Origin of the sequence: Pseudoalteromonas luteoviolacea CPMOR-1 (assembly GCF_001625685.1) — a bacterium.
GTDB classification, from domain to species: domain Bacteria; phylum Pseudomonadota; class Gammaproteobacteria; order Enterobacterales; family Alteromonadaceae; genus Pseudoalteromonas; species Pseudoalteromonas luteoviolacea_K.
In genome coordinates, this window is sequence record NZ_AUYC01000027.1 from 13001 (window position 1) to 29464 (window position 16464).

Here is a 16464-nt window from a genome sequence, read left to right on the forward strand (position 1 = left end):
CTAACCGATTTCAAATGATGCGACGCCAAAGATGCGCGCAATTGGTAAGGTAGGAAAGTCTCCTGTGTACATTCTTGCCGTTTCAAAGACCATGTTCATACCTAATAATTCAGCTAAATTCACTGCGGCTTGATTTGGCTCAGGGGTATCTAAAAACACATCTAGCGGTTGCTCTAAACCCTTAGCAGCTTTTAACAGCAAGGCTTTGACCAGCGCCCTAGCATGCTCTGCATCATTTGCATAAAGAGGCCCAATTTTATATCCAGTTCTACAGGCTCGAATAACACCATATCCAAGTACTTCTTGTTGTGCTTGTATGCTCACAGCATGCGCATTAGGTTGAGTACGCCACCGATAATTAAACTCATCACGATCTGCTGGGAAAAAATCGCGTTCGTATTGAGTGAGCGATGTTTCATCTACAGCCTCTATATCACCATCAACTGCAGCATTTATCTTTAATATTTCACTCGCCGTGAATGTACCTTGATATCTGATATTCCGATAGGCAAGTTTAAAACCAGATTTTTGATAATTTGCTTGTTGATCAACAACACCATCTAGGCCAATGTTACAACCAGACAGATATGACATTGCCGCTTGCCAGATCTGGTAACCATAGCCCTTCCCTCTATAATCTGGTTTCACAATATAAAAGCCGATAAAGCCAAAACTCGCATCATATTTCATTGCAGAGATAACCGCGATAGGTTCATCATTGAGAAGCCCTATCAAAAACCCTTGAGGATCGGCTAATGCGTAACTTGTGGCATCACACTCCCCTGGATTCCAACCTTCTGCCGCAGCCCAATCTATAGCGATATTTATTTCATCATTAGTCATCGCCCTAATCACAAAATTATCCTTACTCATCTTTTCACCTTAGCTGCGTTATTCATCACTGATATTTAATTTTTCTCTAGCTTAATCAAGGAAAAATTAAATTCAACAGTGGCCTATTTTTCATTCATAAATATTTGCATAGAAATTGGCAGTTCGTTGCTTTTATTGAAACATAGTGTGTATCATAAATTGGCATTTCTAGGAGTATGATGTATATGGACTCAACGAACCAACCTACACAAGTAGGTCAAGACACCCCCAAACTTATTAGCTTTACGGGCAATGCCAAAGATTTCTTTGGCATATGGATTGTTAACCTGCTTTTAAGTATTGCCACTTTAGGCATTTACTCTGCCTGGGCAACAGTCAGAACTAAACAATATTTTTATGGCAATACCAGTATTGACGGTCATCGTTTTGAGTACTTGGCTACCCCAATGCAAATTCTGAAAGGGCGTGTTGTCGCAGCCCTGCTACTCGTAGCCTACTTGTTTTGTGCCAATTACTTTCCTGTTATTGGTTTAATAATGGCCCTCGCACTCACCATAGCCGCTCCTTGGCTCATCAATCAGAGCTTCAAATTTAATATGCGGATGACTCGGTTAAGAAATATCCGATTCAACTTTCAAGGCAGCTATGGCCAAGCATTTAAGGTCTTTGTTCTCCTGCCTATTCTGTGCCTATTGACTTTGTACCTACTGACGCCATGGGCGTTAAAAAAAATCGATGAATACTTGTGTAATAATATGCAATTTGGAGACAAACCGTTTTCAGCAAAACTGTCAACAAGTACCTACTTAAGTGCAATACTCATTACATTCTTAAGTTCTCTTGCCTCCATCCCATTGATTATTGCGATTATATTTACAGCAGGCGGCAGCTTCGAGAACTCAGCAAATGCCCTATTCATCGTTGTACCTGCTTATTTTGCTTGTATCTATTTATTGAAGGCAATTTACCAAGCGATAATCAGAAATCATATTTTCAATAGTACAACTATTAATGACGTTGCAGAGCTACATTCAGACCTTTCGCCTGCGAGGTATGCCTATGTCGAGGCCACGAACATACTTGCAATTGGCGCAACTCTTGGGCTTGCTTACCCTTGGGCAAAAATACGCAAAACCCATGTGCTTGCTAAAGCCAGTGCGATTAGCTTGTTACCAACAGCTGACAGCGTTTTGGACACAATGGATTCGTCGGAATCCTCGCTAGGAGATGAGGCAGCAACATTGTTTGATGTTGATGTGTCTCTGACGTAGCTATGCGAGTCTCAGGCCTACTTTACCCATTTTCAAATAGCACTGCATACGAAGTAGAAGCGCTGCTCGAAAATGGGCAGCTAGTGATCCATTACGATCAAAATCGCGCTGCTCGTTGTGCACTTGATAATGTGTCACTATCCACTCAGATCCCAGGCGTTCCAGTACAAGCCACCTTCCCTTCTGGAGAACGCTTTGTGCCTCATAGTCCCGACTTTATTTGGCCTATTAGCGCTCACCGTCAAGGGATGGCCAAGTTTGAACGTCACTATGGCATGATCTTATCGGCATTATTACTCACGCCCTTATTAGTTTACGTTCTTTTATTTAAGGTGACCCCGATGGCAGCCGTGCTGATAGTCGACTATGTACCTGACAGTATTGTAGAGACTATGGGTGAGCAATCTATGTATGTGGTTGAAGAAAACTTTTTATCACCGAGCGCATTGCCGCCTCAAACGCAGCAAGAAATACATGCCATTTGGGAAGATACGTTAGTCAACGTTGCTCTGTCGCAGGAGCAATATCAACTAGGTATTTATGCTTCTGAGCATTTTGGTGCCAACGCGTTTGCGCTACCCCATGGGCAAATTGTGATAACGGACGACCTTATCTCGGCACTTAAAGACAACCCCGATGCAATTCGTGCTGTATTGCTACATGAAATAGGCCATGTCGAAGGAAAACATAGCATTCGACTTGCTGCGCAGGCATTTGCAGGCACCATTGCTATGAGCTTTATATTTGGCGATATGGAAGGGATCTTAGAACTACTAATAGGTTCTGGAAACTTAATAATGGGCGCACAATTTTCACAAAAAATGGAGTGGGAAGCAGACCATTTCGCACTTGAAAGGCTTACTCAACTTGGTCGTTCAAACACGGATTTTGCCGACGCCCTCAAGCATTTAAAAGCGCTTTCGGAAACTGATAAAGACTCAACATCAGAGCGTGCACAGTGGCTAGAATACCTATCTACGCACCCAAGCCTTGAAGCGCGTATCCAACACGCACAATCATATCAACATCACCAATAGGCGGCTAATACAAGCCGCCTTTACCTGCTCATATCGAGCCATTACTCACACTTTGCGGCAGGGTAATCATCGACATATGTCTGAATATGCTGATAGTAATGATTTTGATCAATTGCCGTCGTGCCATAATGTCCAGCATCAGGCCCAATCGTAAAGCTACTGGTTTCGCCCAGCCCTGCACGAATAAAAGCTTCTGCATCCGTTTTTGCATTGCCATAGGCACGCACGATGTCTAAACCTTGTGCCTGTAAACGGTTTATTTCTGCTGTTTTATATTCTGCGGTACGGAATAAACTGGTCTCGTTGCTCAGTGAAGTACGTAAAAAACCTTGGGGTAATCCCATCCAATTAAGCCAATCTCGTGTACCTTTTGCATACCAATATACGCGAGCGGTCAAATACACGGGCTGATAACCAAGATCTAAATATCGACGAACTAAAGTGTATGCACCTTCTTTTTCATCCGCTCGGCTAATGCCCGTATAGTCTCCAATTTGCTCGGCATCTGATTCCGTCAATGTACCATCAATATCAAACAAGACCGCTTGAGTCCCTGCTTGCACAACCGTCACATAACCTTCAGTACCGGATTTATCTGCCGGTACACCTGCGTAAATTCGGTATTGCCCAGCTTGTAACGCGGGTAATGTCACTCTGGCTTTACCATCGTGGTCTGTCACAGCATTGGCCAAAAACCGCCATTGAGTATCCTGCTCTGAGCGAATATAAAATTTTACGGCTTCATACTCTAAATCTTTATGTGCTACAGCACCATAATCAAACTTTGCCGTGACCGTTACTGCATGCCCCTCAGCCACAACTTGATCATGAACCATATGAAATGCGGGCAGCCAAGTTATGAGTTTATTTAAGCGGTTTCTATACCCTGAATCAGGCAACTCTGGTTGGACAAACTGAGTTTCTAGCCATGCCAGATTTGGACAAGTAGGTAGTGCACTCGCCGCATTGCTAAATCCGGCGAGTAAAGCCATATAACCAAATAATTTCATCTTCTTTCTCATCATAATTTTGTCATTTAAAGAGTAAATACTCCACATTACAAAATTATTAACAATATTTTTTCTTTTTCCAGTGAGGTGTGGAGGCTTGTTGATGGGAATAATATTAAAAAATCATAAACCACTGAATAAAAATAACAAAATTGAAGTCTAGAAGAATAAAAGGGGCCAAATAAATGTAAAAAAAGTATGAAACTACTTTTTGGCAATGACATCAATAGGGGAAGAAAGCCTATCAGGGTACTTTAAATACTGCTTTTTACCTTCATATTGCGCTGCGATCCAACCATATTGCGCATGAGAACGGAACAGATATTCTCCATTCGTCGTTTGCAGTCGGCCAGCCACAGAGCGCCCCTCCAACGTCAGTTCAAGCGCCATATGTTGTTGCATATCATCAGCAAAATAACCAGAAACACTAAGGCCACCTTGCTTTGACTGCTCAATATCATTAATCACAATGAGGTAACTTCGTGCATGCTGAGGGACATAAAATGCAATTAAATCAAATACTTTTAAACTTTCAATCCGTCTAATATCAAATTCAATATAAGCCTGACTGATGTATTGATGATTATCAAATAGTGCCTTTCTTGCATTTGATGAAGCTTTGTTAATAACAAAGTACTCTGTATTATTTTGAGATAAAGCGGGCTCAAGTGACACCAAACTTTCCGCAGTGACGCTTAAAGCTTCTGGCTTTATTCCATTTGCACATACATTACTGAGCCCTCCCCATAGAAGGCATGCAATAAACAGTGCTACAGCGCAGGCTATTCCCTTATACATATCACTATATTAACAATTATCAGTTATTTAGGTACATTAAATGGTGCAAGTCAGTTAATCAAGCAATAAAACTCTATTATCAATCACAAAATTTTCACATTAGAAATACGTAATATGCTTGACACATTAAATTCAACAACTTGCATTAAATTATATGTTTACGTTGATTTACAAACAGCATCTATGGCCGTGATAACTTATTCGACAGGTAACGTGAAATACACATCATTATAAGGCTCATCTATCAATGTGAAGTGCCACCACTCTTCTGTTAGGCCCTTAAACCCTGCAGACTTCATGACGTTAGCTAACAACATGCGATTAGCCCGCTGCGAGGCATTGATGCCTTGATGGCTTGGCCATGATACTTTCGAGAAGTAATCCCACCCAGATCCCATATCCAACTCTTTACCGGTGGTCAGGTCAACCAAGGTGACATCCAAAGTACTGCCACGGGAGTGACCTGAACGCGCAGCGATATAACCACGCTTAAACAATTCACTTTTAGGTACATCAGGATAATATTTAGCTTTATTCTTTGTGTCATCTAACACTTTTGCCCAGCGAACAAAGTGATCAACCGCCATTTGAGGCCTATAACAATCGAATACCTTTAAGCCTAAGCCAAATTCATTTAATGCAAACTGCGCCTTTGCTGTTGCTTGCGCGGCAGCCTCGCTAAGTAGGCACTTTGGAGCCAAATAGCCATCGATTTTTGTGCCGACAAAATTGTCTGTGGTGAAATAGCGGATCTCTGTTCGAATATTTGGTACTTTGGATGTGATATCAACAAACTCTGCTGCTGATAGTTCGCTTGTGGCCAATACCAAGCAAGCCAGACCATACATGCATTTTTTCATTTTCTACCTCAAAGTACCTTTAACTTCCACAGAGGGCACAGTGTGAATTGAAATTATGGAAGAAGTATGGACAGTAAATTTTGGAATTCAACTACGTGGCAGTGCCTCAATACAAAAATGGGCATGCTTTTATTTTTCGAAAATGTGAGTCCATATAGTCAGTGCTTACTTACACTTTTTTACTTATTAACACACTCTATAACGGAATTATCGCTCTCGTGTTTTATGCTATAAGTAACTCACTATTGGGATGGACAAATGCTATATGCATTATTTTTCAGGGACGATGACTTTTTCATCGCCTGTTTACTCATCAAAAAGCCTTTATTTGGGCGCCAAAAATTCAGCAAATAAAGCCCTGACATCCACTTTAGCCCTTAACCTTGCAGCAATTAGATACAACCCAGCTAGCTTGCGATGAATAAATAACGCATCGACTGGCGGAGTATGCCATTGTCGTTCTTTTGTGCTCAGTGCCATGCCTTTATCACGGATCTGAGTCGCAATATCGCTCTGTGCAAAGTCATAAGGCTGCTGTGCTCTTAAAGGCTCGGTCGCCATAAAAAATAACTCTAACACAATCTCTTGATATGCTTCATCAATCTCATCGCCGAAGTAACCAATAGCATAAATAGCTTCGATCATTTTTTCTTTGTTATGTTCCAGGCCAGCTTTTAACAGTAACCAGTAACCTTGCGCCAACGGCAATGGAATGGAACGAGATGCCCCAAAATCCAATAATACAACTTGCTGTGCACCCTCATCGTACAGATAGTTTGCTAAATTAGGATCGCTTTGAATGGCGCCAATCTCAAACATCTCAATGAAAAACAAACGAATTAAATCTTCAGCAATGTTATCGCGCTGTGCCTGTTTAGCATTTTCAAATGCGACTAGCTCTTTCCCGCTGACAAATTCCATCGCCAAAATATGATCTGTTGAATATTGAGGATAAAATTCAGGCACTCGATATTGTGTATGACTTTTTAAGCCTTGCTTAAACTCTTGTAACCGCTTCCCTTCTGCAAGGTAGTCAGTTTCTACTAAAAGTTGCTGCTTAGCCTCCGCTATTAGAGGATCGATCACCACTTGTTTAGGCATCAAGCCCGACATTTTTATCAGCATAGCCACGTTGTCGACATCACTATCGATGCTATTGGCAACGCCGGGATACTGAATTTTTAACGCTAACTTTTCCCCTGACTCTGTCGTTGCTTCATGGACTTGACCGATGGACGCCCGTGCAAAGCTTCTCAATTCAAGGTGACTAAATTTATCAAGCCAATTAGGGCCCCAATTCGATTTAAGTAATTGAACCAGCTGCTTATGCGGCATGGGCTGAGCATCCGCACGCAGTTTATCTAACAGTACAGCCAGCTCCTTAGGTAACAGGTCACCAGAGTCCATTGAAACCAATTGACCCAGCTTCATCGCGGCTCCTCTTAAATGCGCGAGTTTGTCAGCAACGGCATGCATGTTCTTAGGCTGTAAGAGTAGTTCTTTTTTTGTGACAGATTGCCCAGTGAGTACCTGCTTTGCGCCTGAAAGTACAACATTTGACGCAACCTTTCCTGCTAACCCACCTAAATGTGCCAGTCGAGAAATACGTGAGGAAGGAACCCGCTTACTTTTATCTGTCATTTTATAAACCAATCAAACCCATGTTGATACGTGCGCAATAGAGGTACTGTGTTTTTTGCAATTTGGATCAATATTTCCCTTTCAAAATACAAAACACGCATAAGCAATGATATCAGTATATCAAAATCAACTTACATGCCCTACCAATGAAACATCCTCTTTTATAAATAACCGTCTAAGCTATAATTTGATTAATTTGGGATGTTCTCGTAGTTACTAATGAAGTATTTGCTTACCGCTGTTTTTCTAATGTTTACCAAGCCACTCTATGGCGAGACATATCACTTTGCCTCAATTAACTATCTGATAGAACAGGAAGTTGGCAGAATTGTACTCACCGAAGTCTATAAACAACTTAACATCGACATCACCATTACACCACTGCCTGGTAAACGCGCTCAATTTGAGGCTACAACAGGCATGAAAAATGGCGAAATAATGCGTATCTTTAGCTATGGTGAAGAGAACCCCGCAACGCTCAGAGTTCCGACCCCCTATTACTATTTAGAAACCACCGCATTTATTCGTAAAGATAGCGACATCAATATAAGAACTGCTGCAGACCTAGCGCAATACCACATTGTTAAGGTCAGAGGCGTAAAACACACCAATAATATCACCAAAGGCCTTAAACATGTTGAGGATATGGACACCACGGCGCAGATCCTAAAACTGGTGTCAAAAGGCTTAGCAGATGTTGCCTTAACAAATAAAACTGACGGACTCATGTATTTAAAAAAACTGGGTATAAAGAATGTCATGCATAGCCCAAGTCTAGCGGTGCTCGATCTTTATCACTATATACACGAATCACAGCGGCACTTAGTCCCTTTAGTAAACAGCAAACTCATAGAGATGAAAGAGTCAGGAGAACTCGCTAGACTGATTAAATCAGCCGAAGAACAAGTGATGTCTTCACGTCAATAAAATGATGCCAGCTCACTCATTTAACCATTCTTTTTTATAGAATGATTTTTTCGTATTTTATCAATTTCATTCGCATGTCAAGCCAACTAGAGTACGTTTATTAGCATACAACAGTGAGACAGCTATGAAGATTTTAAAGGTAACCAAAGCGCAACCAACACAAGATGGGGCTGGGGTAAAAATTAAGCGGATCGCAGGGTTTGACGGTAAAAGTATCGACCCTTTTTTAATGATTGATGAACTTAAATCTGACAACGCCCAAGACTATATTGGTGGTTTCCCTCCCCATCCTCACAGAGGTATTGAAACGTTTACCTATATTAGACAAGGCGGCTTTGAGCACCAAGATCAAATGGGAAATAAGAAAGCCATTCGAGCAGGAGAAGTGCAATGGATGAGCACCGGTCGTGGTGTAGTCCATTCTGAAATGCCACTCGCTGACGCGAAATACGGTATGCATGGATTTCAAATTTGGCTCAATATGCCAGCAAGGCACAAAATGGATCCGCCTAAATATCAAGATTCGAGTGAGCGAGCGTTGCCCACACTAACAACTGCACAGGGTGCAACTCTCAAAGCGCTTGCGGGTGAGTGGTCGGTAGGAGAAAAAACCATCTCTTCAGGATTAAACGACTTATCAGGGGAAGGGGCTATCAGCGATATCACGTTGCCAAAGCATAGCTCAATCCAACTCGACCTATCACACTTTGGCAAAGTTATCGCTTATATTCACTCAGGTTCATTAAAAGACGAGTCTCACCAGGCTGGTCGATTACTCACTTTAGATGCCAAATCTCCGATCCTTATAGAAACCGCAGAACATGACGCGGGGTTATTATTGCTGGCCGGTCAGCCCATTAACGAAAAGATCGCACATATGGGCCCATTTGTTATGAATACACAAGCTGAACTGCAGCAAGCAGTCAGAGACTATCATGCAGGGTTGTTTGGTACACTTTAACACGGTCATTGTAAACCCCATTTACATACAACAAACTCTTACTTTTCATTAATTTACAATTGATTGAGTGCAGCTTATACTCGCTGCGCTCAATATAATAAGGAAAGTAACACAGTGAACAAGTTAGTAATTGCGTTGATAACACTGATAGCGACTAATGCAAACGCCAAGCACGCTGAGATGAGTGTCCTACATGATGAGGCACGCAGCAGATCAATTCCAATTGAAATAACCTTTCCCACCAACGCAGCTCGCTGCACAACCAACACACCATGTCCTGTTGCGTTTATCAGTGCAGGCTATGGGGTATCACACCAAGACTATCAATTTTTAAGTAAGACATTGGCACATCAGGGCTATTTCTCCGTAGCCATTCGCCATGAGCTCAAGACAGATCCCCCTCTATCAGTTACGGGGAATCTATACGAAACCCGACTGGAAAATTGGCAACGAGGTGCAAAAACATTGGATTTTGTGCGTAATACACTCAAATCTGACTATCCACATTATGATTTTGATAACCTGCTACTGCTCGGCCATTCCAATGGAGGAGACATATCCTCTTTGCTAATTAACCAAGGTGCTTCATATATTTCAGGTTTGGTGACACTCGATCACAGACGTGTACCACTTCCTCGGAACAAAGCCATCTCGGTACTCTCAATTCGCGGCAGTGATTTCCCAGCTGATAAAAACGTTTTATATACAGTACCAGAATCGCAAACTTACCCTGTCTGTGTGATAGAGGTGCCTAACTCAAAGCACAATGATATGACAGATGAGGGCCCTGCTTGGCTAAAACAGTCAATGGTCACTTTGATTAAAGGGTACTTGCATGGCAAGACTTGCCCCACTCTAAAAGACACATTAAACAATTAACTTAATGCCAATGGCTTACAATAAGTGACTCCACCACAGCCGCTTATTGCAGCCTTTACTATAAGAGTAACTCCGACTCTATCGCAAAATACTCAGAGGCGGCATTCATCAAACTTGCCGCCGTCAATGACGGGACGCCATATACATGTGCCTCAGTCTGATATTTTTCACGTACTGTGTTGAGCAAAATATCAAAATCACCATCCCCAGAGACCAGTACAACTAAATCAGATTGCTTAGCGGATTCAAGTACATCGATGGTGATCCCCACATCCCAATCTCCTTTCGCAGACCCATCTGCACGTTGAATAAACGGCTTAAGCTTAACTTCAAATCCTATGGCTCTGAGAATATTTTGAAACTGCCGCTGCTTCTCATCCCCTCTATCAATCGCATAAGCGTAAGCGTTAATAACTTGCCTGTTCTGTGTCACTTCTGCCCAGAATCGATTGTAGTCAAAGTTGCGTTTATAGGCGCTCCTCGTGGTGTAATAGATATTTTGTACGTCGACAAAAATACTCACAGTTTGCATTAAACTCTCTCGCACACATAACTCACGTTGAAAAGTTTAAGTCTACCATTAAAGAAAATATTGAACACAGTCAAAAATCGCTATAGTTTTAGTAATTAAAAAATAATCAAAAGGAATAGAGTATGAACCCTCCATTACAAGATAAAGTAGCGCTCATTACAGGCAGTGCGAAAAATATGGGTCAAGCTTTTGCACTCAGTCTCGCCCAACAGGGCTGTGATATTGTCATTCATTATCACAGTGAAAGCGCACGCACAAATGCAGAAGATACCGCAGAAAAAATCATTGCGTTAGGACGCAAAGTCTCAGTTGTTCAAGCCGATTTAGGTTGCACGGCTCAGGTCAAAAACCTCTTTGCACAAGCGTTAGAAGCATTCGGCAAAATTGATATCGTCATAAACAATGCAGGTCAAGTGTGCAAAAAAGCATTTATAGATTATTCAGAGTCAGATTTTGATACGCTATTTAATGTAAACGCCAAGGGTGCTTTTTTTGTTATGCAAGAAGCGGCTAAAACACTTCAAGATAATGGCAGAGTGATCAATATTGGTACTTCACTTTTGGGCGCATTTACCGGTAACTATGCACTATACGCTGGCTCTAAAGCACCTGTAGAACATTTCACCAAAGCGCTAGCCAAAGAAGTAGGCGCACGCGGAATCACAGTCAACATGATCTGCCCAGGGCCCATCGATACAGACTTTTTTCATAAACAAGAAGATGCAGGCTCTGTCGCCTATTTAAGCGATGCTAGTGTGGCTGGTCGGATTGGCACCATTGAAGACATTGTACCTATGGTCGATTTCCTTTGCTCATCGCAATCGCAATGGACTACAGGACAAACTTTGTTTGTAAACGGTGGATTTGTCAGTCGATAGCCATTGTAATTGCCATGCTCAAGATTAAAAAAGTAGAGTATGGCAAAAATTAATACCTTCTCAATAAATGGCCACTTTTTTCGAGTATACGCTTCTCTGTCTTGATAATTTTCAAGTGCAAGCGAACGTTTTAACTGTGCATATTGCTGAGCAACTGTATCATTTGTGCGTAGAATATCCATGTGTACGCAAAGTCTCTATCGCATCAATTGACTCATTGAGGCTGCGCACTCCAACCATAATATCAATAATAGGCTTTGCAGAAATACCCGGTACAGAGGTACTACCGACATGCTCTATTGTGCCATGAAGCCAAGGCCTTAAAAGCGATAATAAATGTGCTTGCTCTCGCTCAAACTCTTTAGGCCACGCTTCATCGTAACTGACTAATTCTACCTTCATATGGTCACCTCACTCCCCATAATTACCTGACGATCACTGACACAACATGTTTAATCCACCAATCTTAACTCAAAGGTTCTTCAAAAAATCTAAAAACGCCCTACATAAACTGTCATCTTGATGGCGTACGTTCATAAGGTCAGTGATTGCGTTTCACATGCCAAACACATCGCTCTTATAGCAAGGATAAAGCATGGAAATTACCCTAAAGCGAGCATTAGAGTCCGACAAGCCCTATATACTCTCTCTGCGTGAGGAAACAATGACCGAGCACTTAGAGCGGCTAGGTATATTTTTGTGTCATGAAGCCCATTTAAGCAGGTTGGAGGAGTATTATCATTATGCCAATCTTATATTTATTGATGGGAAAAAAGTGGGCTGCATAAGGTATAGGGCCACAGTGCACCATCTTGAGATCATGCAACTGCAAATTGTGCCAAAGCATCAGAATAAAGGGATTGGAGCCGCCGTACTTAAATTTATTTTAAATAGTTATTCGACCATTCCTGCGCATCTCAGTGTGTTAAAAGAAAATCCAGCACAACGCCTCTATCATAAGCTGGGGTTCCAAACATACTCTGAAGATGAATTTGAATATCATATGGTACTCAAACGTGCCTAAAGACAGGTTAAAAAACTGTCAACCCCCTTTACATAGACGTACTGTTGAGCACTTGGTAGTGTGACTGTACTAATTGCCCCAACAACACAGACGTCGCCTGCAAACTTATTTTACTGTTGAGTGGACGCTCTGGCAGCCATTTTAGCCCCTGCCCCAGAACAACAGGCACCGTAATGACGATTAGCTCATCAATTAATTTTTTAACTAAAAAGTTTTGTACTAACTTACCACCATCTATGTACAAGCGGTAATGGCCCAATTGATGAAGCTGAGATATTACTTCTTGCTCACTTGCACACACCAAATAGGCTTTACCTTTACTTTGCTCAGGTAGTTTTTCTAAAGACTGGCTCAACACAAAAACAGGCTTATCATAAGGCCACTGTCCATATCGCATGACTTGCTCGAAAGTGTGTCTACCCATAACAATGGCATCTATCTGCGCCATGAAGTCAGCAAACCCAAGATCACTATGCTGTGGATTATCAATTTTAGATAACCAATCTATGCTGCCGTGCTGATCGGCAATAAACCCATCCAAGCTCTGTGCTAAATATACTGTATTTTTTGTCTTCATTACCTTAACCGCCCACCTTATCCAATGATTAAGTATCGGCTAAAAGTCTAGATTAATTAGCAGCTTTGATACATTTTTTAGTATAAAAAGACCACCAGCCTGTTTATAACTCTGACCATAGATAATCCATTTGATGAGCTGTTTGCCTGGCAACATCAAAGCCAAACCTTTTTTTAACCATATCTAGGCTCATATCAATGCCACACGCAACACCTGCCGAGCTAGTAAAATTTTGATCTGTTACAAACCGTTTATCATTAATAACCAATAAATGAGGATACTTTTCACGTAGCTCTTCGATACGCTGCCAATGCGTCGTCACGGTTTTACCCTCTATGAGCCCCGCTTTTGCAAACAGAAATACACCACTACATATAGATGCACAATGACGAGTATGTGTTGCAGTCTCTGCCAGCCAGTCTAATACCGCTTGGTTATCTATGACACGGTCAAGTTTGCCACCAGCCACAATTAACAGATCAAACCTAGGGTGACCATGAATGCAAAAATGAGGGTTAATGGATAAGTCGCCGCGCGCTCTAATGGGAGAATTACTCGGTGCAATCAAACTCACATTGATAGGGCGTTTTGAAATGCGCGAAGCAGTCGTAAAAACTTCAAGCGGACCACAAAAGTCCAAAGCTTCCACGCCATTATAAATAAAGATACCAATTTCCATGATGTCATCACGGGTTCAAAGTATGTGTAATTAAAGTGGCTCAAATTTGACCAACAATCAAGAGAAAGTTTTATGAATAAAATTAAAATTCAGAAATAAAAAAATATAAAAAATAGTAAATTTCATTAAAAATTCGATGAATAGCGGTTTAAAAGCGGCAGAGTTACCCTATGATTTGGCCGTCACATTTTGCAATACTTTTACGCTTGATCACATTTGCACTTTATATTGATTACAGTAGTATGTCCCCGAATTAGCAAGCTTGTATCTCCTGTAAAATTAGATATGGCGGCCACTACCTGGTCAATATTGCAACTCTATAACTCACAATTATCAATCGAACAAACTGAGAACACTATGAAATTAAAAATGTCATTTTTAAGCGCTGCGGTATGTTTAGCGCTGGCTGGGTGCGGTACTACACCTAGTTCACAAGACTCAGCACCCGTTGAACAAGTAAAAAAACAATATTCAAACCCTTTATTGAAAGCGTACACAGGCCCTTATCAAGGTGTTCCTCAGTTTGGCGACATGAAACTCGAAGACTTAGTGCCTGCAGCTGAGATTGCGCTTGCAGAACAACTTGCAGAGCTTGACGCCATCGTTAATAACTCTGAATCCCCAACGTTTGAGAATACCATTGCAGCCCTTGAGCGATCGGGCAGTGCTGTACAAAATATTTACCCTTATTTCGTTACCTATATTACGAACCTGTCGTCACCAGAAGTGCGTGAGCAGCAAGCCATTGTGATGGCAAAGATGTCAGAATTCGAATCAAAGCGTAACCAAAACAAAGCGCTATTCCAGCGTGTAAAGGCCGTATATGAAGGTGCTGAATACAAAACGTTGACGCCAGAGCAACAACGCGTCACTTGGAGTCAATACAACAGTTTTGCTCGCCACGGCGCAACCCTAGAAGGCGAAAATGCTGAACGTTATGCTGAAATCAATCTTAAATTATCAAAGCTGTATACTCAGTTTGGCAACAACGTACTTGCTGATGAAGAAGGTTATACGACGTTCTTAACCAAAGATCAGCTATCTGGTTTGCCACAAGCATTTATTGACTCAGCAGCAAGTGCCGCAGAGAAAAAAGGTCAACCAGGCAAATATGCGATCACCAATACACGTTCATCAATGGATCCGTTTTTGACCTACTCGACTGAGCGTGAACTGCGTAAAGCGGTTTGGCAAAACTACTATAGCCGTGGTAACAATGCCGGTGAGCACAACAACAAAGCGGTGATCTCAGAAATACTTAAACTACGTCGCGAACGTGTTGAACTGCTTGGCTACGAAGATTATGCACAGTGGCGCCTTGAAGACCGCATGGCGAAAAACCCAGAAAATGCCATCGCTTTAATGGATAAAGTATGGCCTGCTGCTATTGCCCGTGTTAAAGAAGAAGTTGCAGATATGCAGGCGATTGCAAACAAAGAAGGTGCAAACCTCACCATTGAGCCTTGGGATTATCGCTTTTATGCTGAAAAAGTCCGAAAAGCAAAATATGACTTAGATTCAAATGAAATTAAGCAATACTTACAACTAGACAAGCTCACTGATGCCATGTTCTATGTTGCAGGGCGCTTGTTTAACTATGAGTTTTCACCTATCCAAGACGGCTCAGTGCCAGTTTATCATGAAGATGTAAAGGTATGGGAAGTCACAGATAAAACAACTGGCAAGCATATTGGTTTATGGTATTTAGACCCGTTTGCTCGTCAAGGTAAACGCTCCGGTGCGTGGGCGGTATCCTTCCGCAGTCATACGTCTATGGATGGCAAAACTAACGTACTCAGTACCAACAACTCTAACTTCGTTAAGGGCCCTGAAGGTAAAGCAACGCTTGTTTCATGGAGCGATGCAGAAACTTACTTCCATGAGTTTGGTCACTCACTACACGCGCTCTCTTCAAACGTGAAATACCCAAGCTCAAACGCAGGTGTACGTGACTATACTGAGTTTCAGTCACAATTGCTTGAGCGCTGGCTGTCTACCGAAGAAGTGATCAATAAATTCTTAGTGCACCATGAAACTGGCAAGCCAATGCCACAATCTTTGGTCAAGAAGATCAAAGAGTCTGCAACTTTCAATCAAGGCTTTGCCACAACAGAATACCTGGCGTCTGCAATTATGGATATGAAGTTCCATACAACTGATCCAGATAAAATTGGCGACCCTGTGGCGTTTGAAAAAGCACAACTTGAAGCGATTGGCATGCCTAGCGAAGTCGTTATGCGTCATAGAACAACACACTTTGGTCATGTTTTCTCAGGCGAAGGCTATGCCACTGCCTACTACGGTTACCTATGGGCAGAAGTACTCACCTCCGATGCTGCGGAAGCGTTCGCTAATGCACCAGGTGGTTTTTACGATAAAGACGTTGCAAAACGCTTAGTAGATTACTTATTTGCAGTTAGAAATGCGATGGACCCAGCTGAAGCGTATCGCAAGTTCCGCGGTCGCGATGCAGATGTAAGCGCATTGATGCGCGACAGAGGTTTCCCTGAAACCAAATAATATTGGCTTTTATATCTAAAAAAGGGCGTACACAAT

General features: G+C 41.9%; 16 protein-coding genes and 1 pseudogene. 8 read left to right on the top strand and 9 right to left on the bottom strand.

Annotated elements, in window-relative coordinates; translation table 11 throughout:
* Positions 1 to 873 carry a GNAT family N-acetyltransferase gene (locus N473_RS10695; RefSeq protein WP_063367897.1) on the bottom strand — a complete coding sequence of 291 codons (873 nt, stop codon included), beginning with the start codon at positions 871 to 873 and terminating at the stop codon, positions 1 to 3.
* Positions 874 to 1058: 185 nt separating this feature from the next.
* Here N473_RS10695 and N473_RS10700 point away from each other — a divergent pair, with 185 nt between their 5' ends.
* Positions 1059 to 2105 carry a YjgN family protein gene (locus N473_RS10700; protein ID WP_063367973.1) on the top strand — a complete coding sequence of 349 codons (1047 nt, stop codon included), beginning with the start codon at positions 1059 to 1061 and terminating at the stop codon, positions 2103 to 2105.
* Between the two features lie 2 nt (positions 2106 to 2107).
* A complete protein-coding gene (locus tag N473_RS10705; RefSeq protein WP_063367898.1) occupies positions 2108 to 3142 on the top strand; it encodes a M48 family metallopeptidase in 1035 nt (344 codons plus the stop codon).
* A gap of 41 nt (positions 3143 to 3183) precedes the next feature.
* Here N473_RS10705 and N473_RS10710 read toward each other — a convergent pair whose 3' ends face one another.
* The 4 genes from N473_RS10710 to N473_RS10725 form a co-directional block, all read right to left on the bottom strand.
* Complete coding sequence (locus tag N473_RS10710) at positions 3184 to 4152, bottom strand: phosphatidylinositol transfer protein (RefSeq protein WP_155735580.1); 969 nt, start codon at positions 4150 to 4152, stop codon at positions 3184 to 3186.
* Positions 4153 to 4356: 204 nt separating this feature from the next.
* Positions 4357 to 4950, bottom strand: a complete 594-nt coding sequence (locus N473_RS10715) for a hypothetical protein (RefSeq protein WP_063367899.1) — start codon at positions 4948 to 4950, stop codon at positions 4357 to 4359.
* A 197-nt stretch (positions 4951 to 5147) separates the two neighbouring features.
* Positions 5148 to 5810, bottom strand: coding sequence for a M15 family metallopeptidase (locus tag N473_RS10720; RefSeq protein WP_081221088.1), 663 nt, complete (start codon positions 5808 to 5810; stop codon positions 5148 to 5150).
* A 324-nt stretch (positions 5811 to 6134) separates the two neighbouring features.
* Positions 6135 to 7451, bottom strand: coding sequence for an ABC1 kinase family protein (locus N473_RS10725; RefSeq protein WP_063367901.1), 1317 nt, complete (start codon positions 7449 to 7451; stop codon positions 6135 to 6137).
* A 219-nt stretch (positions 7452 to 7670) separates the two neighbouring features.
* Here N473_RS10725 and N473_RS10730 point away from each other — a divergent pair, with 219 nt between their 5' ends.
* The 3 genes from N473_RS10730 (at position 7671) to N473_RS10740 (ending at position 10218) form a co-directional block, all read left to right on the top strand.
* The gene (locus tag N473_RS10730) at positions 7671 to 8378 is read left to right on the top strand and encodes a substrate-binding periplasmic protein (protein WP_063367902.1); all 708 of its coding nucleotides are present in this window, start codon (positions 7671 to 7673) and stop codon (positions 8376 to 8378) included.
* 124 nt (positions 8379 to 8502) lie between these two features.
* Positions 8503 to 9339, top strand: coding sequence for a pirin family protein (locus N473_RS10735; RefSeq protein ID WP_063367903.1), 837 nt, complete (start codon positions 8503 to 8505; stop codon positions 9337 to 9339).
* A gap of 114 nt (positions 9340 to 9453) precedes the next feature.
* Positions 9454 to 10218 (top strand): alpha/beta hydrolase, encoded by a 765-nt coding sequence (locus N473_RS10740; protein ID WP_063367904.1) that lies wholly within the window; start codon positions 9454 to 9456, stop codon positions 10216 to 10218.
* 58 nt (positions 10219 to 10276) lie between these two features.
* Here N473_RS10740 and N473_RS10745 read toward each other — a convergent pair whose 3' ends face one another.
* Positions 10277 to 10750: an NYN domain-containing protein gene (locus N473_RS10745; RefSeq protein WP_063367905.1), complete on the bottom strand. Its 474-nt coding sequence runs from the start codon at positions 10748 to 10750 to the stop codon at positions 10277 to 10279.
* A gap of 122 nt (positions 10751 to 10872) precedes the next feature.
* Here N473_RS10745 and N473_RS10750 point away from each other — a divergent pair, with 122 nt between their 5' ends.
* The gene (locus N473_RS10750) at positions 10873 to 11628 is read left to right on the top strand and encodes an SDR family oxidoreductase (RefSeq protein WP_063367906.1); all 756 of its coding nucleotides are present in this window, start codon (positions 10873 to 10875) and stop codon (positions 11626 to 11628) included.
* 110 nt (positions 11629 to 11738) lie between these two features.
* Here the strand turns inward: N473_RS10750 and N473_RS10755 are convergent.
* Positions 11739 to 12030: pseudogene (locus N473_RS10755) on the bottom strand (GrpB family protein); the annotation flags it as partial.
* A gap of 193 nt (positions 12031 to 12223) precedes the next feature.
* On the opposite strand from N473_RS10755, the gene N473_RS10760 reads away from it, so the two are divergent.
* A complete protein-coding gene (locus N473_RS10760) occupies positions 12224 to 12652 on the top strand; it encodes a GNAT family N-acetyltransferase (RefSeq protein WP_063367908.1) in 429 nt (142 codons plus the stop codon).
* A 28-nt stretch (positions 12653 to 12680) separates the two neighbouring features.
* Here the strand turns inward: N473_RS10760 and N473_RS10765 are convergent, their stop codons facing one another.
* Together N473_RS10765 and N473_RS10770 are read right to left on the bottom strand one after the other, a co-directional pair.
* Positions 12681 to 13229 (bottom strand): dihydrofolate reductase family protein, encoded by a 549-nt coding sequence (locus N473_RS10765; protein ID WP_063367909.1) that lies wholly within the window; start codon positions 13227 to 13229, stop codon positions 12681 to 12683.
* Between the two features lie 103 nt (positions 13230 to 13332).
* A complete protein-coding gene (locus N473_RS10770; RefSeq protein ID WP_039610551.1) occupies positions 13333 to 13908 on the bottom strand; it encodes a DJ-1/PfpI family protein in 576 nt (191 codons plus the stop codon).
* Positions 13909 to 14265: 357 nt separating this feature from the next.
* On the opposite strand from N473_RS10770, the gene N473_RS10775 reads away from it, so the two are divergent.
* Positions 14266 to 16428 (top strand): M3 family metallopeptidase, encoded by a 2163-nt coding sequence (locus N473_RS10775; protein WP_063367910.1) that lies wholly within the window; start codon positions 14266 to 14268, stop codon positions 16426 to 16428.
* The last annotated feature ends 36 nt before the right edge of the window (positions 16429 to 16464 follow it).